The organism is Neorhizobium sp. LjRoot104, assembly GCF_964253725.1.
Classification (GTDB): Bacteria; Pseudomonadota; Alphaproteobacteria; order Rhizobiales; family Rhizobiaceae; genus Neorhizobium.
The window spans coordinates 83,339-104,613 of the sequence record NZ_CAXURS020000002.1 but is presented as its reverse complement, the minus strand read 5'-3'; the positions used below and the strand labels follow the sequence as shown (position 1 = coordinate 104,613).

The 21,275-nt window shown below is 58.9% G+C and carries 22 protein-coding genes and 5 pseudogenes; 7 read left to right on the top strand and 20 right to left on the bottom strand.

All coding sequences use genetic code 11. The features are described 5' to 3' along the window. Positions 1-13: 13 nt before the first annotated feature. The 6 genes and pseudogenes from ACSQ8R_RS22560 to ACSQ8R_RS22535 all read right to left on the bottom strand — a co-directional run bounded on the left by ACSQ8R_RS22560 (position 14) and on the right by ACSQ8R_RS22535 (position 2,994). Entirely contained in the window at positions 14-658 is a 645-nt protein-coding gene (locus ACSQ8R_RS22560) for a YitT family protein (protein ID WP_436255632.1), read from the bottom strand. Between the two features lie 413 nt (positions 659-1,071). Then, positions 1,072-1,647, bottom strand: a pseudogene (locus ACSQ8R_RS22555) (alpha-ketoglutarate-dependent dioxygenase AlkB). Between the two features lie 13 nt (positions 1,648-1,660). Then, positions 1,661-1,855 carry a hypothetical protein gene (locus ACSQ8R_RS22550; RefSeq protein WP_436255631.1) on the bottom strand — a complete coding sequence of 65 codons (195 nt, stop codon included), beginning with the start codon at positions 1,853-1,855 and terminating at the stop codon, positions 1,661-1,663. 107 nt (positions 1,856-1,962) lie between these two features. Beyond that, positions 1,963-2,106: a hypothetical protein gene (locus tag ACSQ8R_RS22545; protein ID WP_436255630.1), complete on the bottom strand. Its 144-nt coding sequence runs from the start codon at positions 2,104-2,106 to the stop codon at positions 1,963-1,965. A gap of 289 nt (positions 2,107-2,395) precedes the next feature. Beyond that, a pseudogene (locus ACSQ8R_RS22540) lies at positions 2,396-2,689 on the bottom strand (type II toxin-antitoxin system RelE/ParE family toxin). Continuing rightward, the gene (locus ACSQ8R_RS22535; RefSeq protein WP_436255629.1) at positions 2,686-2,994 is read right to left on the bottom strand and encodes a type II toxin-antitoxin system RelB/DinJ family antitoxin; all 309 of its coding nucleotides are present in this window, start codon (positions 2,992-2,994) and stop codon (positions 2,686-2,688) included. The pseudogene ACSQ8R_RS22540 and the gene ACSQ8R_RS22535 overlap by 4 nt, the downstream one beginning before the upstream one ends. 408 nt (positions 2,995-3,402) lie before the next feature. Here ACSQ8R_RS22535 and ACSQ8R_RS22530 point away from each other — a divergent pair, with 408 nt between their 5' ends. Then, the gene (locus ACSQ8R_RS22530) at positions 3,403-4,458 is read left to right on the top strand and encodes a Fic family protein (protein WP_436255628.1); all 1,056 of its coding nucleotides are present in this window, start codon (positions 3,403-3,405) and stop codon (positions 4,456-4,458) included. Between the two features lie 130 nt (positions 4,459-4,588). Here the strand turns inward: ACSQ8R_RS22530 and ACSQ8R_RS22525 are convergent, their stop codons facing one another. The 3 genes from ACSQ8R_RS22525 to ACSQ8R_RS22515 all read right to left on the bottom strand — a co-directional run bounded on the left by ACSQ8R_RS22525 (position 4,589) and on the right by ACSQ8R_RS22515 (position 7,708). Further along, entirely contained in the window at positions 4,589-4,900 is a 312-nt protein-coding gene (locus ACSQ8R_RS22525; protein ID WP_436255627.1) for a type II toxin-antitoxin system RelE/ParE family toxin, read from the bottom strand. After that, a complete protein-coding gene (locus tag ACSQ8R_RS22520) occupies positions 4,897-5,148 on the bottom strand; it encodes an antitoxin (protein ID WP_145167085.1) in 252 nt (83 codons plus the stop codon). Before ACSQ8R_RS22520 ends, ACSQ8R_RS22525 begins: the two co-directional genes overlap by 4 nt. Before the next feature lie 379 nt (positions 5,149-5,527). Beyond that, positions 5,528-7,708, bottom strand: a complete 2,181-nt coding sequence (locus tag ACSQ8R_RS22515; RefSeq protein ID WP_436255626.1) for a prolyl oligopeptidase family serine peptidase — start codon at positions 7,706-7,708, stop codon at positions 5,528-5,530. Positions 7,709-7,725: 17 nt separating this feature from the next. Between ACSQ8R_RS22515 and ACSQ8R_RS22510 the strand changes: the two genes are divergently transcribed. Beyond that, complete coding sequence (locus tag ACSQ8R_RS22510; protein WP_436255625.1) at positions 7,726-8,385, top strand: hypothetical protein; 660 nt, start codon at positions 7,726-7,728, stop codon at positions 8,383-8,385. Here the strand turns inward: ACSQ8R_RS22510 and ACSQ8R_RS22505 are convergent. The 5 genes from ACSQ8R_RS22505 to ACSQ8R_RS22485 form a co-directional block, all read right to left on the bottom strand. Further along, entirely contained in the window at positions 8,351-8,680 is a 330-nt protein-coding gene (locus tag ACSQ8R_RS22505) for a hypothetical protein (RefSeq protein ID WP_436255624.1), read from the bottom strand. The genes ACSQ8R_RS22510 and ACSQ8R_RS22505 overlap by 35 nt on opposite strands. Before the next feature lie 39 nt (positions 8,681-8,719). Further along, a complete protein-coding gene (locus tag ACSQ8R_RS22500; protein WP_436255623.1) occupies positions 8,720-10,039 on the bottom strand; it encodes a sensor histidine kinase in 1,320 nt (439 codons plus the stop codon). Then, positions 10,036-10,710, bottom strand: coding sequence for a response regulator (locus tag ACSQ8R_RS22495; RefSeq protein ID WP_436255622.1), 675 nt, complete (start codon positions 10,708-10,710; stop codon positions 10,036-10,038). Before ACSQ8R_RS22495 ends, ACSQ8R_RS22500 begins: the two co-directional genes overlap by 4 nt. 233 nt (positions 10,711-10,943) lie before the next feature. After that, positions 10,944-11,906, bottom strand: a complete 963-nt coding sequence (locus ACSQ8R_RS22490) for a DMT family transporter (protein ID WP_436255621.1) — start codon at positions 11,904-11,906, stop codon at positions 10,944-10,946. A 10-nt stretch (positions 11,907-11,916) separates the two neighbouring features. After that, on the bottom strand, positions 11,917-12,186 hold the full coding sequence (locus ACSQ8R_RS22485) for an alpha/beta fold hydrolase (RefSeq protein ID WP_436255620.1): 270 nt from the start codon (positions 12,184-12,186) through the stop codon (positions 11,917-11,919). A gap of 231 nt (positions 12,187-12,417) precedes the next feature. Between ACSQ8R_RS22485 and istA the strand changes: the two genes are divergently transcribed. After that, entirely contained in the window at positions 12,418-13,923 is a 1,506-nt protein-coding gene (gene istA, locus ACSQ8R_RS22480) for an IS21 family transposase (protein WP_436253892.1), read from the top strand. Then, the gene (gene istB / locus ACSQ8R_RS22475; RefSeq protein ID WP_436253891.1) at positions 13,920-14,813 is read left to right on the top strand and encodes an IS21-like element ISRel5 family helper ATPase IstB; all 894 of its coding nucleotides are present in this window, start codon (positions 13,920-13,922) and stop codon (positions 14,811-14,813) included. Before istA ends, istB begins: the two co-directional genes overlap by 4 nt. A 28-nt stretch (positions 14,814-14,841) precedes the next feature. On the opposite strand, the gene ACSQ8R_RS22470 is transcribed toward istB, so the two are convergent. Further along, positions 14,842-15,540, bottom strand: a complete 699-nt coding sequence (locus tag ACSQ8R_RS22470) for an alpha/beta hydrolase family protein (RefSeq protein WP_436255619.1) — start codon at positions 15,538-15,540, stop codon at positions 14,842-14,844. Here ACSQ8R_RS22470 and ACSQ8R_RS22465 point away from each other — a divergent pair. Then, positions 15,462-16,112, top strand: a pseudogene (locus tag ACSQ8R_RS22465) (LysR family transcriptional regulator); the annotation flags it as partial. The gene ACSQ8R_RS22470 and the pseudogene ACSQ8R_RS22465 overlap by 79 nt on opposite strands. Positions 16,113-16,201: 89 nt before the next feature. Here the strand turns inward: ACSQ8R_RS22465 and ACSQ8R_RS22460 are convergent. Further along, entirely contained in the window at positions 16,202-16,495 is a 294-nt protein-coding gene (locus ACSQ8R_RS22460; RefSeq protein ID WP_436255618.1) for a chorismate mutase, read from the bottom strand. A gap of 44 nt (positions 16,496-16,539) precedes the next feature. Further along, positions 16,540-16,904 (bottom strand): annotated as a pseudogene (locus tag ACSQ8R_RS22455) (DUF308 domain-containing protein); the annotation flags it as partial. Between ACSQ8R_RS22455 and ACSQ8R_RS22450 the strand changes: the two are divergent. Continuing rightward, positions 16,905-17,272, top strand: a pseudogene (locus ACSQ8R_RS22450) (SDR family oxidoreductase); the annotation flags it as partial. It lies immediately after the preceding pseudogene. Positions 17,273-17,419: 147 nt separating this feature from the next. Here the strand turns inward: ACSQ8R_RS22450 and ACSQ8R_RS22445 are convergent. Beyond that, a complete protein-coding gene (locus ACSQ8R_RS22445) occupies positions 17,420-18,157 on the bottom strand; it encodes an SDR family oxidoreductase (protein WP_436255617.1) in 738 nt (245 codons plus the stop codon). Positions 18,158-18,209: 52 nt separating this feature from the next. On the opposite strand from ACSQ8R_RS22445, the gene ACSQ8R_RS22440 reads away from it, so the two are divergent. Beyond that, positions 18,210-19,139 carry a cupin domain-containing protein gene (locus ACSQ8R_RS22440; protein ID WP_436255616.1) on the top strand — a complete coding sequence of 310 codons (930 nt, stop codon included), beginning with the start codon at positions 18,210-18,212 and terminating at the stop codon, positions 19,137-19,139. 51 nt (positions 19,140-19,190) lie between these two features. Here ACSQ8R_RS22440 and ACSQ8R_RS22435 read toward each other — a convergent pair whose 3' ends face one another. Together ACSQ8R_RS22435 and ACSQ8R_RS22430 are read right to left on the bottom strand one after the other, a co-directional pair. Next, on the bottom strand, positions 19,191-20,009 hold the full coding sequence (locus ACSQ8R_RS22435; RefSeq protein ID WP_436255615.1) for a DUF429 domain-containing protein: 819 nt from the start codon (positions 20,007-20,009) through the stop codon (positions 19,191-19,193). Positions 20,010-20,020: 11 nt separating this feature from the next. Continuing rightward, the gene (locus ACSQ8R_RS22430; protein ID WP_436255614.1) at positions 20,021-20,884 is read right to left on the bottom strand and encodes a 3'-5' exonuclease; all 864 of its coding nucleotides are present in this window, start codon (positions 20,882-20,884) and stop codon (positions 20,021-20,023) included. Positions 20,885-21,275: the final 391 nt, after the last annotated feature.

The window sequence follows — 21,275 nt, the reverse complement described above, 5'->3', positions numbered from 1 at the left end:
GCCCCTCCATCGATCACCGCGCGACGATATAACGGTCGGAGCGGTGATTGATGGCCAGTACGAGATTGAGCACGACAGCGCCCAGCACCGACCACGCGACGGTGATGGGCGAAACCACCGCGAAGGCGCAGAGCATGACGCAGAGGTCGAAGGCCAGCTGGATCAGGCCCGCCTGGATGCCGAAACGCTCCTGGATGTAGATCGCCAGGATGCCGACGCCGCCGAGCGAGGCGCGGTGGCGATAAAGCCCGAGCAGCCCGTAACCGAGCACCAGTCCGCCGAGAAGGGCCGCCCAGAACGGGTGCAGGTACTGGATCAGGAAGAAGTGGCCCTCGACCTCGGTGATCACCGAGACGAGCGCGATGGCGATAAAGGTCTTCAGCGAGAAGGCGAGGCCAAGCCGCTTGAACGACAGGTAATAGAACGGCAGGTTGACGATGAAGAATAAGAGGCCGAACGAAATCCCGAACGCATAGTGCAACAGGAAGGCGACGCCCGCGGTGCCGCCGGTCAGAAGGCCGACCTCGTTCAGGAAGTAAAAGCCGAGCGCCGACACCATAGCGCCGATGAACAGGCCCTGCGCATCTTCCAGCAACGTATGCTGCGCCGGATCGGCGCTGTAAAATCCCAGACCGCGCCTCTGCTGTTGCTCAGCCAATGTGAACCCCTCAAGTTTTCCAGTTATATTGCACTGCAATAAAACCGGCAGCAAGGGTCTTCAACCGATCATTCGGCACACGCAAAAACGGGAGCCTTGAAATAATTAACCTCTTGTGCTGTTACAGACCCCTACGGCACTTTCTTTATCGTCTCGTTTACGCTCGTTCGGGGCTGTTTTCGCGGTTTGGAAAGGGATTTGGTCCGGTGGACCAAATTAGTCGCCGTTCATGGGCACGATTAGCGCGCGTAAGCACAAGGATGGTACCGTCGCCTACCGGGCGTGTGCGGGATGGCGTGACATATCACGAGACCGAAACCTTTGACAGACGTCCTTCGACCGCAGCAGCAACGCGGAGCACGCTCATCATTAAACGGGCGGGCTAACAGCAGAGGCAATCAAGCACCTCTCGGTCAGGCAATTTCCCGGAAGGTGATCGAATAACGAAGCTGATCGACAGGTGGGATACAATGCTGCCATTCGCTGCGCGCAGGTCCCGAGAGCGCGTAGGCAGAGCCTGGTTCGGCAATGACCGAGATGCGTTCTCATCTGTCGCCGAAACGGTGCCGAAGCTGGAACGTGCAGGCCGACAACAGAGAAATTCCGACGATCCGACCGAATACGTTTTTGTCTCGGTGCCAGCCGATCGGCGCGCCGGGTATATATTCGGTCACCAGCGCCTGCTGCAGTTGATCCGGCGCGATGCCGGCGAAGGCTGCGGCAATGGATCGTACAGGCAGGAGAAACGGCGGGATGCCTTCGGTCCGCCTCACCTGCTTAGTGTCGAAGTCGTATTTCCAGCCATACGAGATTACCCGCCGCTTGCCGTCGAAGCCATGGAAGTCCAAGGGTTTCAGCGGCAGTTGCGGTATTTCATGCAAAAGGTCCGACTGAACGTCATTGGGAACGATATGGGGTTGGTACCGGAAACCTTGCGGCAAAGCCGGTTGTGGTTTCCCAAATAGATCTGCTTGCGCTGAGAAACCCATGGGCATTCTCGCCTCAATGAACGTTGGGGACTTTAACGACCGCGGCAAAATCCTCTGCCACGAGTTCGCTGATGGCGATCAGCACCTCCTCCGCCGAAAAGCCGGAGGCGATCGTCGCGCGGATCAGATCCTGCAGGTCCGGCTCGACGACATAGCGGCAATCTTCAAGCCGCTCGTCCGACACCATAATTCTGTACAGTTCTTCCATGATGTGCCTTTCAAAATCTGCCGGAAGCTATCGGGCCGATGCCCTGCGGCCGGTGACATTGTTGTCTCTGACGATGATCTGCATCTTGCTCTCCTTGTTGTTATGGCTCAGCCAAGTTGCTCGGCGATGATCGCTTGGAGTTCCGCACGGGTGAGCAGGCAGGAATATGATTTGTGGTTCTTGTCGGTAACCTTACCGCTATCGCCCGGCTTCGGCGCCTCCGGCGGGGCGACGGTATCTGCTTTGTTCAATCGAGATCCTCTGTAAGCACAACAGGGTGGTATGCGCGACCGCGCAAAACGATCGACGCTCGAGACGTCCGCCCGTGGCTGTGACTATGTGAGTGAATTCTGAAAGATAAGAAATGGGCGGATACATTACAAGGGAACATGCCCTGAAGGATCCCGATCAACCTGGAGAGGTCCGCCTTCCAGTGAGATAACGCTCGACATTCGGAACCTGCGTTGCCGATCCTCTCTGCATTTTTGCTCTTGAATGGAATCGAACTGGCGACCCGGTATCTCGGATGAAGTTCTAAGCCTAGCTGGTTGGAAAAGAGTCTGGCCATTCTTGCGCGCCATGAAGAACGCGGAGAATACGAACCGCCGATGGTGTCACGGCATAGGCCGCAACGTCTGGCGTGCCGGTGATGACCAATTCGCGTGTCCCGGCAATTCTCCCGACGCGACCACTTGCCGGAAAATCAATCAGACGACGAGCGGCATAGACAATCCTTTCGTCGACCATATGGCAGCTGAAGGACTATCCGCCTCGATAAAGGTGAAGATTGGCGTCTCGATCTGACAACGCAAACGCTGACCACGAAACCTTCACGACTTGCGTACCGCAGCGTTGATGCGCGCTGCCGCTCGACGTTTCTCATAATGAGCCTCGACTTCATCATCCGGAACGTCCGGTCGAGTGTCGTTCAGCGCTTCGAGAACCTTGCTGCGAAACCAGGCATCATGAGCTTCGCTGCCTGAAATAAGTTCGAGCGGCAGTGCTCCTTCGTTAGCGGTTCGGGTAAGCAAGATGCGAACCGCGTCCGACACCGTAAGGCCTATGCTTTCAAGCACCGCAGAGGCCCGGTCCCGAACGTCCGCATCAATGCGAGTTTGAACTAGTGCGTTCGAAGCCATAGCCACGCCTATCAGTAATGCAGATGAATTACAAAGTTCATATGAACTTTCTTCCTCACTGGGCGACGACGCTCTTCGCCTTGAGCGGGGTCGAACCTACGACTCCCCTATCATTCCGCATCGATTTCATCCGCACTCTTTGAGACGTCAGAGACTTAGAAATCCCAGCCCTCGTCATCGGTCGCCGGTGCTTTGCCAATGACATGGGAGAATTGTCTTGGGTTGGTGATAGCTGTCCCCATACATGGTCTCTCATCTCGTTGCAAAAGTCCGCTCGAGTGCGGAATCGCCAGTTAACCCGCTCACGACCGGCAGATTTGACGAATCCGCTCATGAAAATTGGATGGAAATGGATGGATAAATAGCGCATGACAGCGTCTGAGGAATTGGATGGGAATGGATGGTCAAATGGAACCTCTAAATACGGCGACCTTGCGCATCACGCCCGAAATCCTGTCACTGATCGCAGAAATCGACGAATTCAAAGGTGCGTGGCGTGCGATCGGTCGGATCGCGCCTGAGCGTCTGTCCGGCCTCCGGCGTGTCGCCACGATCGAAAGCGTCGGTTCCTCCACACGTATCGAAGGGGCACGCCTCACCGACCGAGAGGTCGAAAAGCTGCTGGCAAACATTCGCCTCGGGTCGTTTACCACACGTGACGAGCAAGAGGTTGCGGGCTACGCGGAGGTGATGGAAACCATCTTCAGTGCGTACGAAGCTATTTCGTTCACCGAGAACCATATCCGTCAGCTCCACCGCGACCTTCTTGCACATTCGACAAAGGACGAGCGGCATCGCGGCGCCTACAAAACCCTCTCCAACAACGTGGAAGCGTTTAACGAACAGGGCGAGAGCCTCGGCATCGTTTTCGAAACGGCATCGCCGTTCGACACGCCGCGTCGAATGGAAGAACTGATCGCCTGGCTGGATGAACAAGGGCGAGAAAAACAGCTCCATCCACTGATGGTTGTCGCGATCTTCGTTGTCGTTTTCCTCGAAATCCATCCATTCCAGGATGGCAATGGCCGCCTATCGCGTATCCTGACCACCTTGTTACTCCTGCGGGCCGGCTACGCTTACGTTCCCTACAGCTCGCTCGAAAGCATCATCGAGCAATGCAAGGAGAGCTATTACATCTCACTTCGGCGCACGCAGGGAACGATCCGCAGTGCTGAGCCCGACTGGAATCCATGGATCGAGTTCTTTTTGAGAGCCCTGCATCGGCAGAAAACGCGGCTTGAGAAAAAAATGGAGCGCGAGCGTATTATCCTCGCCGACATGCCGGAATTATCCGTTATATTGCTCGAGTTGGCGCGCGAGCACGGTCGGATCACGGTCGCGGAGGCTTCACGCATCACCGATGCAAGCCGTCATACTATCAAGGATCATCTCAAGGCACTCGTGGATCAAGGCCACCTCGTCCTGCACGGTGCAGGCCGCGGCGCCTGGTACGGTCTTTCCTAATGAGGGGGTATCAGGCCCCGTCTGAATGGGGCGCCTTGAACGGATCAGAACTGGCGACCCCGTTTTTCGACCGTGCGATAACAGCGATTCGTCGGTCTTGCGCTCGCATAATCTCGCCTCCGTCCAAACATCATTCGTTCAGACGATCTACCAGACGCTGCAACAGATCCATTCGTTCGTGAAGAATCGCTACGATGAGGGCTGGCGCATGCTCTCGAGGCAGACAAAAGACGTAGTGGTGCTGGCATCGCGCCATTCTTAACGCCGGATAAAGCGCACTCATATCCTTGAAAGAACCTCTGCCCTCGGCAAGGGTTGAGATACCTCGCTCCAAACCCGAGACGTAGCGGCGTACCTGTGCAGCACCCCATTGCGCACGCGTGTAGCGGATTACCGAACGTAGATCTGATTCAGCCTCCGCGGTAAGGATATAGGCGTTCAAGCACGACCCTCGGAAATCTCCTCATCGAGGATCTCACCTACGGTTTTAGTCGACAGTCTTCCGGCAAGCCCCTCATTGACGCGCGTGTTCATCAAAGTCTTCAACTCCTCCCAGGCTCGTTCTGCATCTGTGTCGCCGGGGAAGAGGCGCTCAAGTGCATACTGCTTGATTGTCTTGCCCTGCAAAGCTGCCAGCGCCTTCAGGCTTTGATGTTGTTGGTCCGTTATGTCGATCGTCAATCGGCTCATCTGACGCATCTCCTAAACTTAAAAACCCACATTAACACATATGTGGGGATATGGCCACCTCCGCTGATATTTAACCCGATGTCCCTTGGAGGGCTTTGCTATTTCGAAGAGGACGCCGATCCCCCTACCTTGCTCCGCTCGAGCACACCCCCAATCGCTGGACGTTTTCGTTTTGCTCATGAATATACATTCAAACCTTCAGCGCACATTTATCAGAGGTCTCGTTCCCCAAGGAAATGTCGAGGGACCGCACATCTTTGACCAGGTTGAACGCGAGACCAAAAAGAATGTCCACGTCGTGCCGACGAGCTTGGGTTGAATGCTCCGCCTCGGACCGCAGATGTGCGGACACATCGCTGCTGTATTTGAGCCATCTCCTCTATCCTCTTATTTTAAGACCCGTCCAATGGGCGGCAAACGCCAGCATGTCGGCTGCTTCCTCGATCACCTTGGCCGCCGGCTTGCCCGTGCCGTGGCCGGCGCGGGCACCGATCCGCAGAAGCCGTGGACGCGGACCGAGATCAGAAGCCTGCAGGGCGGCCGAATATTTAAAGCTATGTGCCGGCACGACGCGGTTGTCCGCTTCACCTGTCGTCACCAGGACCGCCGGATAGGGCTTGCCTGGCTTGACGTTATGATACGGCGAGTACGACAGCAGATTGCGGAACTCCTCCTCGCGCGCAGGATTGCCGTATTCGCCAAGCCATAATGCTCCGCCAGTGAATTTGTGAAAACGTAGCATATCCATGACGCCGACGCTCGGTAGCGCCGCTGCAAACAGGTCCGGACGCTGGTTCACGACCGCACCGACCATCAAGCCGCCGGCAGAGTCGCCGTAAATCGCAATGCCATTTGGCGGCGCCATCTTGCTCACGTGCAGATATTCAGCCGCTGCGATCATATCGTCAAAGCTGTTTTGTTTCTTCAGGCCGCGTCCTGCCTCGTGCCAGGCAGCGCCGTATTCCCCGCCGCCACGTATGTTGGCGAAAGCGACCGCGCCGCCCTGCAATATCCATGGCGTCAGCATCGCGGAATAAGCCGGTGGCATGCTGAGCCCAAATGCGCCGTAACCAGTCAGAAGGGTCGGGACCGGGCCGACCGTGTCCTTCCGGCGCGCAACGAACATCGGCACGCGCGTGCCATCCTTTGAACGGAAGAAGCGCTGTTCGACAGTGATCGACGCCAGGTCCGCGCCGATCGCGGGCTCTACCCAGGCAACCAGCTGTCCGGTCTCAACGTCGTATTTGTAGACCGTCTCGGCTTGGTTAAAGCTGCCATAGACGAAGAAGGCTTCTCGGTTGCCCGGTTCGCCAAAAACAGCGTGCACGCTACCCATGCCGGGCAGTTTCACAACACCGTCCGGGCTCCCATCGAGACGGAACCGGCGCATCTCAAATTTTACATCTACGAAATAGATTGCCAGGATCCGATCGTCAGCGATGTATGCGCCGGTCAAGTGCGCGTCCTGCTCAGGCACAACGTCGATGAAGACGGGCTTCGAAGCAGCAAGATCCACGCTGACGATCTTCGATCTTTCCGGCCCCTTGGTGGCCATCAGCAGAAGTTTTGTGCTGACATTTCCGATGGCAGACCACCGATCAATCGAGTTTTCAATCAAAGTTCGGGGTGATTGATCACCCTGCTCCAGGTCGACCACCGAGACGTCTGCATGAACCAGGTCGTCGGTCGAATAGATGATGGCGTAGCGGCCATCGGGGGTGAGCCCAGCGGAATTGACCCGCCCGGGTTTCGACGGGGTTGCGAAGAACAACGTATCGTCCGCTTGTGGCGTACCGATCCGATGGAAGTAGATCGCGTGGTTGATAAGGCCTGAGGCGTCGGAAAGGCCGGGCTTTGGTTCCGGGTACCGCGAGTAATAGAAACCCGATCCGTCATTCGCCCATGCGATCTGCGTGATGCGAGCCCACCGCACAACGTCGCTCGTCACCTTGTCGGTTGCAACATCGAGGACGCGGATGGTGCGCCAGTCGCTGCCGCCGTCCTGAACGGCATAGGCCACATACGCCCCATCTCGTGATACTCTCCATTCCGCGAACGTGATGGTGTCGTCCGCCGACCATGTCGCGGGATCAAGCAGAATGCGCTCTTGGCCGGCATCATCACGCATGACCAGCAGGGGCTGGTTCTGGCCTCCGACTTTCCGCGTAAAGAAATAACGGTCCCCGCTCCTCTGTGGGATGCCGACGCGCTCATAGTCAAAGGTGGAGACGAGCGATTTACGGAAGACGTCGCGCCCAGGAAGGTGGGAAAGATACTCTGTGGTGAAGCGCCGCTGGTTGTCGATCCAGGAAGCGACATCCGTGTCGGTGCGAGGATCGCCCTCGAGCCACCGATAAGGATCGGGCACCGACACACCGAACTGCGTCTCGACGACCGCGTCGCGCTTTGTCTGGGGATAAACGATCGGTTTGGCATCAGGATTCGGCGAAGGAACGTTCGCCGTGTTTTCTCCCGCCAAACCAGTTCTCTGCGTGCCCGCCACGACGGCGAACGCGCAGATTGCTTTGCCGAAGCGTCGCCGGGACATCAACGGCACCATTGTGGCCGCTCCCCACGTTGGCGCGCACGCTCTGCTTCACGGTTGCAGCGCATCCTGCGGACGGTCTCCACATTATTGCGCGCAGCTTCGGCATTGTTTCGCTGCTGCTCGGACGCGTTGAGCAACGCATCGTCGCGGCGGCGCTGCTGGTCCATCATGCATCTCGTATAATCCCTCCCGCGAACCGCGCCGAAACTTTCGCAGGTTCTGCTGTCCTCCCGGTGCGCTTCGCGGCCCCAATCGATAGCGGATGCGGTGTCCGTGATACCAGCACTCAGAAGCGCGGCGAGCGCGATCAAGATAGCTCTATGCCGACTGGTAGGGTTGTGTCTTATCATGTCCTTGGTCTCCTTTCAGCGCCGTCATTGGCGATGGCGCTAGAAAAACAGGGCAAGATTGCGAGAACATGGGATCGGGAAATAAAATGCCGGCAGGAAATGCTTTGCATCGTCCGATCCTGCAGCCATCAGTCGCACTGGTGGCCGAGCGCGGCTATCGCGCGCTCAACGATCCAACTCCGAAACCTCGAAATCCAGGATCGATTGGCTCGTCAGGAGGAACTCGACGCCCCAGAGAAGGTCATTTCGGCACACGGATATGCAAATCTGCCGGTATTCGAGCGTCCGCAACCGGCAGAGGACTCTAATCTTTGCCGCTTCGCCAGTAGTGGTCGATGATATGCTGGCCATTGTTGACGATCCGCTGACCCAGTTCCGGATCGCCGCCTTGCATTGTATGCGGATCGCCGCCGCAGAGGCGGATGAAGGCAACTTGCTGAACCGTGAACAGGAAATAGTCTTTGCTGGTTGGCTCGAACTGAAGACCCGCCTCTTGAAGTCTTCCCGCGACTTCGGCTGCCGCCTCATCAATCGCTTTGAAAACCGTCTCCAGCATCGCATGCTCTGCGGCTTCGCGGATTTCGAGATATTTCTGTTGCTCGGGCGTCGGCAAGGCGCAGGTCTTCTCGTTCATAGGTTCTCCATCACATCTGGCCGGCGGCTCTGAAATCTGTCACGGCGAGGCGAAATCGGCACGCACGATGGTTCCGCCGCCCGGTGCGGTTAAAATCGCAACCCTGCCATCGTGCCGCTCAATGATCTGCTGCACCAGATTAAGACCGAGGCCACTGCCCGTCGATCGTGGTCGCAGGCGCTGAAAGGGTTCGAAGACGCGATCACGCTCTTCAAGGGGTATGCCCGGACCATCGTCCTCAACCTCGAAGCCGGAACCTGTCACGCGTAGAATGACATGGCGCCCGCCATGCTCCATCGCGTTCTGGACGAGGTTCGTCATAACCCGCTCGATCGCACCCGCATCACCGCGGAGCACTGAAGCGTCTTCGGCCTGCACCTCGATCGTGCGCGCCGATGCAATCAATAGCGGTGCCAGATCCGCTGCGACGCGGCGGACAAGAGCTCCAAGATCGATCCTTTCGTTGGCCCGTTCGGCATCCAACCGCTGAATATCGAGCATCTGCTCGGCGAGATTGCTCAGGCGTGCCACGTCAGCACTCAGCTTGCGTGTCGCCGGTTCGGTTGCTGTATCAATTTTCAAGCGCAGGATGGCGATGGGCGTGCGAAGCTCGTGTGCGGCAGAGGCGATGAAACGCCGCTGTTGTTCATAGCCCTCATCAAGCCGGCGAAGGGCGTCGTTGACGGCGCGCACCAATGGCGCGATCTCGCTAGGTACGTGCTCCTCGCTCAGGCGTCGCCCACGCCGGTTTGCGTCGATCTGCTCAGCTTCCCTGGCGATCCTGGACACGCCGGCAAGCGCTTGCCGAACGATCCACGGCGTCACCAGCAGCGAGATCAGCGCCAGTGCGATGAAGATAGGAATGACGATGACATTGGACGCGAGCAGAACGACGAGACTGACTCCCGTCAGCTTGCCATGTCCAAGGATCGTCAGCGTTCCGGCCGGAGCGATCTCGCGCCGGATTACCGCCGACAACCGATAGGGGGGATTGCGATCGCGCAGATGCGCATAGGATAGAGCCTGCAATCGCCCCAGAAGCGATGTATACTGCGACGGGATGTCGCCCGACGTCACGTTTCGGCCGGCATCGTCCTCAGCGACGAACCAAAGGTCGGGAGATTGATCACGAAGCTCCGTTAGCTCGGGTGTTTCGCGGATCGAGAGCCCACCATCCTGATCACGGACGATCGCGCGTGCGATCACCGGGGTGATCGCCTCGTCGGTGTAAAGCCCGCCGCTGTCCATGCGAAGCGCCAGAGCCATAAAGAATGTGCAGGCGATGAGCAATGTCGCAAGCTGGAAGATCAGCGGCTTGACGATCAGGGGGCGCTTCAGCGACGGCTGACCTCGCTTCATGTCAGATCCTTCAACAGGTAGCCGACCCCCTTGATCGCATGGATTTCGACCGCTGCGTTGGCTTCAGCGAGCTTGCGGCGAAGACGCGAAATGTGGGAGTCCAGCGTATTCGACTGCACTTCATCGTCGAAACCGAAAACTGCCTGTTGCAAGGACTCTCTCAACACCGTTCTACCACGACGTTTTACGAGCGCCGATAAAACGCGCAGCTCCCGGCGGGTAAGATCGAGCCTAGCACCCCTGACGCTCGCCTCGTCATTCGTGACGTCGAAAACAAGCGCCCCGACATGGATTTCCTCACTCACAAGATCTGCGGGACGCCTTCGAATCGCGCGAATGCGGGCAAACATCTCGTCGACATCGAACGGCTTGATAAGATAATCATCAGCGCCGTTATCGAGGCCGGTAATGCGGTCTGCTACCTCGCCGCGTGCGCTTAACACGATGACCGGAAGACCGGGTTGGGTTTCCCGCAGTACTCGCAGGAGCGACAACCCGTCCCCATCCGGAAGAGTACGATCAAGCAATACAAGATCATAGGATCCGGACATGGCTGCCTCCTGCGCCATCGAGATGCGGTCCGCCTGATCGACAACGAAGCGCTCTCGCTCAAGCGCAACCCGCAGCGCATTTGCGAATTCTGCTTCGTCCTCAACGATCAATACTCTCAACGATTCCACCTCGCATCGCCATCGCACAGGGATTGAATTCTTTAAGTTCCGCCACAAACTGTTTGCCGCACTCTGTTCTTATCGGCGCAACATTGCAAAATCCTGGCGTGATGGCATTGGTGGTGGTGATTGACACCTCTGCACAGATTCATCGGTGTCCTGAGGTAGCCGCCGTTCAGCGGTCCGCCGAAAATTAAGTCCCACTTGGCGTGAGCGTCATTGCTCTGACGTGCTCACTTTCCCTGCGAGGCTCCCTCCTTCCGGGTAGGTGAGCCTCGGACCATGAGCGCCACGCCTGACAATGCGACCCCGGCGGCAAACAGGTTCGGCAATGTCAGTGGTTTCGCCAACAGGGCGGCTGACAGCAGAAGAGCAACCACTGGCGAGGCATAGTTGAAGGTATTGGCGATCAGTGGCGAGACGTCGGTGTTCACCGCCAAGAAGACCCCATAACCAACGAGCGTGCTGGCAATGACGAGAAAGGCGAGAGCCAACCAGGCAGTTGCAGGTAGATGGATCAGGTCAGTCTGGTCGGCAATGCCGCTCATCCACGTGGAGATCATAAGGGCGGTAGCGGCAGCGACCAGTTGCGTGGTCAGTGCTACGACCGGGTCGGCCGGCAGGTACAATCGCCGTGCCCAGAGCGAGCCGCCGGCCCAACATCCCGATGCAGCGAGCGTTAGCGCAGTACCGAGGGGAGAGAACCTACCGCTTTGCGACGTAAACCAGGCCATGAGCACAAGGCCCGTAAAGCCGAGCCCGACGCCACAGACTTGCCGCAAGCCAAGCGGCTCGCGGAGTGCGATCCAAGAAAATAGCGCAAGGAAGAGAGGCGCCGCCGACCCGAAGACAGACGCCACGCCTGCGGGCAGCAGGTGGGTGCCGATGATGGTTGCAGATTGGCTGCCGACCAGCATCACCACACCGAGCCCTGCCGCATTCGCCAGTTCCGACAGGCCGGGTGGCCGCCGATAGAAGCGCCATAGTCCAAATGGCAATATGATGAGTGCAGCGATGGCAAACCGCATGCTGGCAAGCAGAAGCGGATGAACGGCATCCGCACCGACCTTGAAGGCGACAAAGTTGGCGCCGTTGTAGAACCATTGATAACCGACCGCCAGCAAGACAAGAATGCGGCTTTGCGTCCACCCGACACGGTGGTTCGAACACGCGATCTGATGCTTTGGAAAACTCACGTGTCCAACCTCACGGTCCCGCTACAGACAGGTTCTTGTCCTGCAGCCACGCCCGGATTGCCTGGACAAGTTCCGGCTTGCGCTCGAGAGGCAGCCAATGCGCTCCCAGCAGATTGGCAGTCGTCAGGTCAGGGCAGGCCGCGCGCATCGGCTCGCCATAGCGATTGCCGTTAATGGTGTTGATCTGGTAGTACTCGCCGTTCACGAACAGAACAGGCCTCAAAATCTGGCCGCCGTTTGGCGCGCGGCGCGCGTAGGCAATGTTGGCCGCGTCGTTCAAGTACCACGCGCAAGGTGGGCGAAAGCCATGGGCATCGAAGGTATCGACTAGAGTGCGTAGCGGCAATCTCGGTGAGATTCAGCGTCAATCAGGATGAGACTCGCGCCGGGGTGTGACGGAGTGAGGGCGTAGCCCGATCGTAGTCATACCCCGGCGTGGCGCAGATTTCGGCGTCTCAAGATCGCGGTCGGTTCGGTACATTTGCGGTTTTCTGGATTGGAGAACCAGTTTGTGCCGGGTCGCCATGTAACCGATCATCAGATGAGACTCTTCATGAAGTACCGACAAACACATTCCGTAGAGGTCGCCGCGGCAAAAGCGTCGATCAGCCGGGCTACGGCCTACCGTCTCGACAAGGAGACGCAGCTCCCATCTCAGAGCAAGGCGCCCCGCGGTCGTCGCCGCCCCGATCCTCTGGAGCCGATATTCGAGACAGAAGTCATCCCGCTCCTGAAGACCGCACCCGGCATCCGTGCTGTCGCTGTCTACAACGAGATGCTGCGCCGACATCCAGAGCTTTCTGAAGGTATCCGCCGTACGCTTGAGCGACGCATTCGGTCGTGGCGTGCTGTCCATGGCGAAGCGCAGGAGGTCATCTTCCGCCAGATGCACGAGCCAGGCCGGCTGGGCCTTTCGGATTTTACCGATGCCAGCGGTCTTGGTGTGACGGTCGCCGGCCAGCCACTTGATCACCTGTTCTATCACTTCCGGCTTGTCTGGTCGGGCTTCGAACATGCCCATGTCATTCTCGGCGGGGAGAGCTTTGTCGCTTTAGCCGAAGGGCTTCAAAATGCCCTGTGGTCCGTGGGCGGTACGCCGCTCTATCATCGGAGCGACAGCCTGTCGGCGGCATTCCGCAACCTCGACGCCGATGCCAAGGTCGATCTCACCCACCGATACGATCAGCTTTGCTCCCATTATCGAATGACGCCGACGCGCAACAACAAAGGCGTCGCGCATGAGAATGGCTCGATCGAAAGCTCCCACGGCCATCTCAAGAACGCTGTTCATGATGCCCTGCTGATGCGGGGGACCAAGGAATTCGACGATCTCAGTTCTTACCGCGCCTTTGTCGACGAGATCGTCAGCCGTCGCAACGCTGCCCATGGCAAACGCATTGATGCAGAACGATCCCATCTGCAGGCGCTGCCCGAGCGCAGGACCACGGACTTCGAAGAGATTGTCGTCACGGTGTCTCGGACGGGCGGCTTCACCTTGCGCAAGGTCTTCTACACCGTGCCATCCCGCCTGATCGGCCACAGGCTACGAGTTCGCCTGTTCGACGATCGGCTGGATGTCTTTGTCGGCGGCACGCATCTGATGACGTTGCGCCGCGGACGCGGCCAGCCCGACGGGCGGCACGATCAGGTCGTCAACTACCACCACGTCATCCATTCCCTGCGCAAAAAGCCGATGGCGCTCCGCGGCCTCGTTTATCGCGACAAGCTCTTCCCGCGTCAGGAATACCGCAAGGCCTTCGAAGCCCTCATCGAACATCTTCCCGACAAGCAGGCTTGCAAGATCACCGTTGAGCTTCTGGCATTGGCGCATGACCGCGGTTGCGAGCGTGAGCTTGCCGAAGAATTGGCCAGGACACTCGATGCCGGCGATTTACCGGATCTGGTCGCCATGCGAACGCTCTTCGGCCCGGATCCAGCCAAGCTGCCGACAGTCCATGTGCAACTCGCATCGCTCAACGGTTATGAGGCCTTGATCGGGACGGGAGAAGCCGCATGAAGAACGCCCACATCATCGATGAAGCACGCCTCGGCATCATGCTCAACGAGCTCCGGCTGCCGACGATCAAAACGCTGTGGCCGCAATTTGCCGAGCAGGCGGACCGGGAAGGATGGCCAGCAGCTCGCTTCCTGTCGGCTATTGCTGAGCACGAGCTGGCAGAGCGTGCCAATCGCAGGATTGAACGGCATCTCGCCGAAGCGCACCTGCCGCCCGGAAAGACCTTGGACAGCTTCGCCTTCGACGCTGTACCCATGATCTCGAAGGCGCAGGTCATGGCAATTACCGCCGGCGACAGTTGGCTCGCCAAAGGAGCCAACATCCTCATGTTCGGTCCCCCCGGCGGAGGAAAGAGCCATCTCGCCGCCGCTATCGGCCTGGCCCTGATCGAGAACGGATGGCGGGTCCTGTTCACCCGGACCACCGATCTCGTCCAGAAGCTCCAGGTCGCTCGTCGGGAACTGCAGCTCGAATCCGCCATCGACAAACTCAACAAGTACGACCTGCTCATCCTCGATGATCTCGCCTACGTGACCAAGGATCAGGCGGAAACGAGCGTGCTGTTCGAGCTGATATCGGCACGATACGAGCATAGATCGATCCTGATCACCGCAAACCAGCCATTTGGGGAGTGGAACCGGGTCTTTCCCGATCCTGCCATGACGCTCGCAGCGGTTGATCGGCTCGTACACCATGCGACGATCTTCGAGATGAACGTCGAGAGTTACCGCCGCAGAACCGCACTGGAGGAAAAGCGCCAGCGAGGCCGACCGGCCTCGTTTGCGACAATCAGGACCTCAACGCTGTCTGTCGCGGAGCGGCAATCAGAAAACGACGAAGAACTTGTCAGCGGCAATCAGCATGATAACTTGACCCCGACCGCGACCTAAGAATCTCATCCAGATTGTCGCAAGCGTCTCATCCTGATCGCCGCGCTATAACTAGAGCGTTGAAATCCGCTGCAGGCCACAGAGCCGGATCGGGAGTGGTAGGCGGCGCACGATGCGCCTCGCCGAAGCGTCCGCCCTTATGGGTGACCAACGCATTTGCCGACGGCTTGCCGATGCTTGCGGGATCGCCGGAGCGGTAGATCAACGCCAACGATGCAGCCCTGTCCGCGTTGAGATCCGAGACCGCGGCTTCGAAGTGGGTCGTGTAGTAGCGGTAATAGTCCCACTGCCCGTCCGGATAGTCATCAGCCGGGTAGATCGTCCGGTCGATCAAAGGGACAAGGGTGGGCAAAGCGTTCGCATCAGGGAAATAGGGAACAGAGATCAGCACAAGACCACGACTGCGCGCGGGCTCGTGCGCGACCAGCGATGCAGCAACGACACTGCCCCAGTCATGGCCGACCCAAATGGCAGGCTCGCCGCCGAGATGGTCATGCAGTTCCACCATGTCCCTGTTGACCTGCTCGTTGGTGAAGGCGTCGACAGCGGCCGGGTCTGACGAGCCGCCATATCCGCGCATGTCGGGCGCAATGCACCGCCAACCATCGGAGGCCAGGGCCTCCATCTGCGCTCGCCAGATGAGGCTGAGTTCAGGCCAGCGCGCTGGCCATGGAGCGCCGGCTTGCGGGGCAGGAGCAAAATCTCCAAGGCAATCTGCGTATCTCATCAGCGGACTGGTTCGGGGCCTATGTTTTACCTCCCATAGTTGCAAATTTCTCGAAAGCCTACCCTAATGTAGATGTCGAGATCCTCACTGGCACTCGCCTGTTCAACCTCGCCCAAAGGGAGGCCGACGTGGCTTTTCGCATCGTTCCGTTCAATACTGCCGATGTCATTCAGCGGCGCCTCTTCCGGCTCGAATACGGCGTCTACGTCGCCGAGGAATCGTCTGACCCCAAATATGGCGACGGGGCTGGTTTCCGGCTGATCACCTACGATACCTCCACCGGGCAGTTCCCCGACATAGCCTGGCTCGCCGAGAGTTTTCCAAACGCGAGACCCGTGCTGCGATCAAACAACCGAAACGTTCAGGGGCGAATGTGCAAGCAGGGCGTAGGGATCGCCGTCCTGCCCCGCGTCGTGGGCAATCAAATCCCGGGTATCCGCAGACTGGAACTACCTAAGCCCCCGCCGTCGCGAGACATCTGGATGGGATATCACCGGGACCTGCGACGTCTTCAGCGTCTTCGTGCGTTCATCTCGACCGTTTCTGATCATCTCGCGAATGCGCCTGCATGATAAGCCGCCCGAAGAAGATCGATTTTCCGCGCCGATCCACGGCTGCGGTAGCACGCGCGCGACAGACAACTTACTTCTCGGCGGACACTCTACTTCCCAGCCGCAATCTCTCTGTGCCGCTCAACCACAGCGCCCACGATCATTCTCATCAGCGCTTCAACAAAGTGCTGATCTAGACCGACGTCATTGGCAATGCTGCTCAGTCGATCCAATTGGCGTCGCTCTCGCTCATGATCGATCGCCGGCATCGCCTGGTTGGCCTTCAAGTGGCCCACTTGCTCGGTACAGCGAAAGCGTTCAGCCAGGATGTAGAGAAGAGCTGAATCCAGATTGTCGATTGTCCTCCGATAGGACGCAAGACGCTCTGCCGTGTCATGTGTCATCTGTTGAATTCCTTCCAAGGGATTTTGGGGGCGCGAGGCAGAGCTTACGAGATGGTACGCGTACTGCGACGTGACAGGGCAATCGTCAGCCATATTGCCGAAACCAGGAAGTAGAATGCGCGACGCCAGCGTAGCCCGCGACCGTGGAGATAGAAGGCTCCTGCGGCATTTGCGCTTGAAAAATGAAGAGCGTGCCGGCCACAGCAGATTGGCCACCACTCAAAATCATTGCCCACTGACCCCCAGTCGTTTTCCACCGCCGCACAGCAGTCCCCAGCTGTAACAGGCCTGAAAAGATCGCCCATAAACCAAAAGCGCCCAAAACCCAGTTCATGTTCATAGTCAGCGCCAGGATCACGGCAATCGTCATTACAGAGCTCGCCGTGACATTAATCGCCTGGCTCCGGTTGCGCTCGACCTCATGCAATCCGGCGGCACGATCGTGCTGATTGGCTCGATCGCCGGCGACATCGGCACCAAGGGATACGGCGTCTATAGTGCGACGAAGGCGGCCGTCCGTTCGTTTACCCGCACATGGGCCAACGAACTGGCTCCCAAGGCATTCGCGTCAACGTTGTCAGCCCCAGACCAACCGACACGGCGATGATGGCAAGCGCCTCGCAGGAGGTTCGAGATGCATTGTCCAGCATGATCCCTCTGGGACGTATGGGTCGACCTGAAGAGGTGGCGGCAGCAACTCTCTTCCTTGCAAGCGACGAGAGCAGCTTTACGACAGGCGCAGAACTGGCTGTCGATGGCGGCATGGCACAGGTCTGACACGCACCGACAATAGGCTCGGGTAATACACTCATGCCAACCGACTTAAGCCGCGTGGGCACGGGAATGGCTACACTCTCACTGGTGGCATGGCGCCGTCCCGAGCAGGAAACCAGGACCAACATCCGACGGCGCGCGGACGCGACTTCAGTCCTGCGCTGTCGGACGGACAACGATGCTTCCGACCTCGACATCGCCAGGCTGTTCGATCGCGAAAGCGATGGCGCGTGCGATGGCGTCCGGCGAGATTGCCAGTTGCTGCTTCTTCTTGCTGATCGTAGCCCTGACGGTCTCGTCGGTAATCGATGAATCGGCAAAGGTCGTGTCGATGAACCCCGGAGACACTTCGGTCACCCTCAGGTTTCGACCTGCTTCCTGACGCAGGGCTTCGGTGGCGGTGCGAAGCGCGTTCTTGGTGGCGGCATAGACCCCCATCGTCGGAACGATCTTGATGCCGGCGGTCGACAGGACGTTGATCACGTGGCCTCCTCCCTGCCGTGCGAAAACCGGAAGAGCTGCAGCGATACCATAGAGCGTGCCGCGCAGGTTGACGTCGATCATGTCGTCCCAGTCATCGACACGCAGCGCATCGAAACGAGAAATCGGACCAATGCCTGCATTGTTGACGATCACGTCCAGCCGCCCGAAGGCCTCGCAGGCGCGACCAACCAGCATGTCGAGGTCGGACCTCTTCGTCACATCGGTCACGGAAAAGACGGCTTTGCCGCCTGCCCTAACGATCGCGTTCGCCACGTCAGCAAGCTCCACCTCGCTGCGTGCGCCGAGAACGACGCATGCGCCGCGCGCCGCCAGATGCAGCGCAGTCGAGCGCCCTATTCCCCGTCCAGCGCCGGTGATGGCGATGATCTTGTCCTTGATAGTCATGGGATGCTCCTTTGAAGTTCCCACAAGATATCGTGGCAAAACTGGACCATCCATGCTTGAATGGCTGGATCTTTGTCGAGATCGGCCAAACTTCATGAATGACACCTTTTCTGACGTGCTGACGGTACTTGGGACGAGCAGTGTCCGTGGAACCAGCCTTGAAGCAGGCGGCGCGTGGTCACTCAGCTTCGACGGCAGGGAACGCTTGAAATTCGTGGCAGTCCTGAAGGGCCAATGCTGGCTTGTCGTTGCCGATCGCGCTCCTGAAGCGCTGAACGAGGGAGACGTGATCCTTCTCAGCGATACCTCCTACACGGTGGCGAGTGATCCTGGCCTTGAGCCGTCAGATGGCATGGAGCTTTACGCGTCCCCGGGCCACAACACGGTGCGGATTGGAGAGCATTGCGACACTGTCATGATCGGCGGAGGCAGCGGGTTCGCGGCCGGTTGTGGTTCATTCGTTCTCGACGCACTCCCCAGGTTCCTGAAGATACCGCCTCGATCGTCCAGCGCCCGAAGCATTGCCTCGACGCTCGCCGCACTCAAGGATGAAGCAGACGCCGAGAGGCTCGGCGGCGGCCTTGTCGCTGCAAGGCTTGCCGACATACTCGTGGTGGAGGCCATCAGGGCTTATGTCGCAACCCACCCCGAAGACAAGGTGAGCTGGATCTCCGCGCTCGCCGATCCGCGTCTTGCCAAGGTTATCCGGCTCATTCACGAGGATGTGGCGCGTCGCTGGACGATCGAAGCCCTGGCGCGGGAAGTCGGAATGTCGCGCTCGGCACTCACGTTGCACTTCTCCCGGCGTGTTGGCCGGCCACCGCTCGACTACCTGACGCGGTGGCGCATGATCCTGGCACAGCGTGAACTGGCTCTGGGACGCGGTGTTGCGGAAGTCGCCGCAGCTGTTGGCTATGCCTCCCAAAGCGCATTTGCCCACGCATTCAAGCGAACCATGGGTCATACCCCCCGGCGACGGTGATCTCGTCTGCCATTCATGCTGGATGTTCGATATTTCACTGGAACGCTTCGATCATGGCCGGCCGGGCTGCCTTCCTAGGAGGTGCGACTGAGGAATCCAGATCGCGGAGGTCTCGTCGCCGAAGGGCACGGCGGTTCCCTCGAATGCGAATATCCCGACCCAGGCGCAGACCATGGCGTCGAGCATGTCCTCGAACGCCTTCATCTGCCATGTCGGTGCATCGATTGGAGGAAGCGGCAGGACGTCCGCGGCGCCCGACAACCGTCCGTCAAGGCTGGCAACGATTACTCGCCAGGTTTCAAAGAGCCTGGTCCGCCGGCCGACGGCTGTGTCGGTCGGCCAGTAATCTCGGATCTTCCCGACCTTGTAGGGCAGTCGCCTTGGAGCACCCGTCAACTCCACCAGGGCGGGATGGGGATAAACCTCCAGGAGACCCGGCATTGCAAGGTCTTGTGTCAACAATTTGTATCCGCACTGCGCAAAGCCGGACCTCAAATCGTCGCTGATCCTGCCGGGCCTGATCGAACTCGGCGTGTGAGTGCTGCAATGGCGCGCGCCATAGGTCTTCGAAACCACGTTGTCCGAGACCCGTCGTTCTGCAATGGTCTCAAGAGACAAGGGCATATCCACGGCGACAAGGTCGATCGGAGCTCCTGCAATCTGCTCCGCGGCCGCGAGGACAGCTGCGGCCTCTGCGACCGAGCCGGATGGCCGGAAGCTGGGGATCCGCCCTGCGGCGCTGTCCATCAGGTGGCCATAGGATGATCCCGCGAAGGTCACGCGCCACCGGCCCGCCTCGGACGAAACAAGCGCGATACCGCTCGGCTGTGTTGCAGTCCAGGCTGCGTCGATCCCGAGAATAGCCGTCATCGCCTCTCCTCTCACGCGCGCCGGAAGCGATCGAATGCCGTCAGATGCCTGACCAGCGGATCGGCATCCCACCGGTAGATCTCGGTCCGGAGGAAATGAAGTTCGTCGTCCAGTCTTTCTTCCGGAAGTTCGATCCACCAGGATTTGGGGAGCGCGTCGGAACCGTCGGACCAGCGATAGCCGCGCACCTTCAGGTGATCCTTCATCTCAAATGGCGCGTTCTCCGCATGGATGCGGACCCTTGATCGCTGGCTGGCTTCACGCAGCTCTGCAAACGGCGCCACACTCACGCCGGCTCGCGTCTGCCCGAGCACTTCGAGGAGGGCGAAACAATCATCGACCGCTCGATGTCCGTCGTGAAAATATCCCGACTGCCCGATCAGGTAACCGAGCTTGCTCCCTTCGAAGCCGCGTGCGGCCCAGTCGATCTCGAAGACCGAGCAGGCCCAGGCCTTGTGGGTAAACATCGGCGAGAAGGCCTCGCAGAAGGGCCGATCGAAACCCGCATTGTGGGCAACCACGAGGTCAGCCGGTTCGATGAGGGACCGGAGGCAAGTGACATCGATCATCTGCCCCACCACCATGTCGTCAGTAATCCCGGTCAGGCGGGTGATATCGGCCGGGATGGGAACACTCGGCTGTTGAAGCCCGCCGTAGACGCCGGTGACATCGCCGATCTCACCGGCATCGTTGAAGGTGAAGGCGATAGCGCCGATTTCGATGATTTCGTCGCGGCGATGATCAAGGCCGGTGGTTTCGGTATCGAGGATGACGCCCTTCCGAGAGAATCCAGGCCTCGCACGCTCGACAACCGGCCGGCGGGGAAGCCGTCGCAGTATGCGATAGTTGCCGGTCGCCTCCAGATCACGGGCCATCGACTCGTGGTCGCAACCGTCCCCGCTATGTGCCCTATCCGAGACAGCTCGAACTTTCGTGGCCTTGGTTTACCGGCAAGCCAGGAGCTGAAAAGAAGTCCAGTTGCGAAGTCATAGTATCCCGGTCTGATCACTTCACGGATCGCCCACAATACCCATCGGCTTAGGCGCGAGCAACGACCGGCGCGTCGGTGTGGATCGTAAATCTGAGATCATTGGCGGGTGTCTCGCCTGTTTCGGCTTGGAATGCGCGGCTGAACTGGCAGGGCGAGAGTGCCGCAACCATCGCCAGTTTTGCTTGGGCCTATTTGATCTCGCTTTTCGACCCCGCAGAGATCCGATTGCCCGCTCCAAATATTTCAGTTCTGTCAAACGCATCGTTTACGAATTG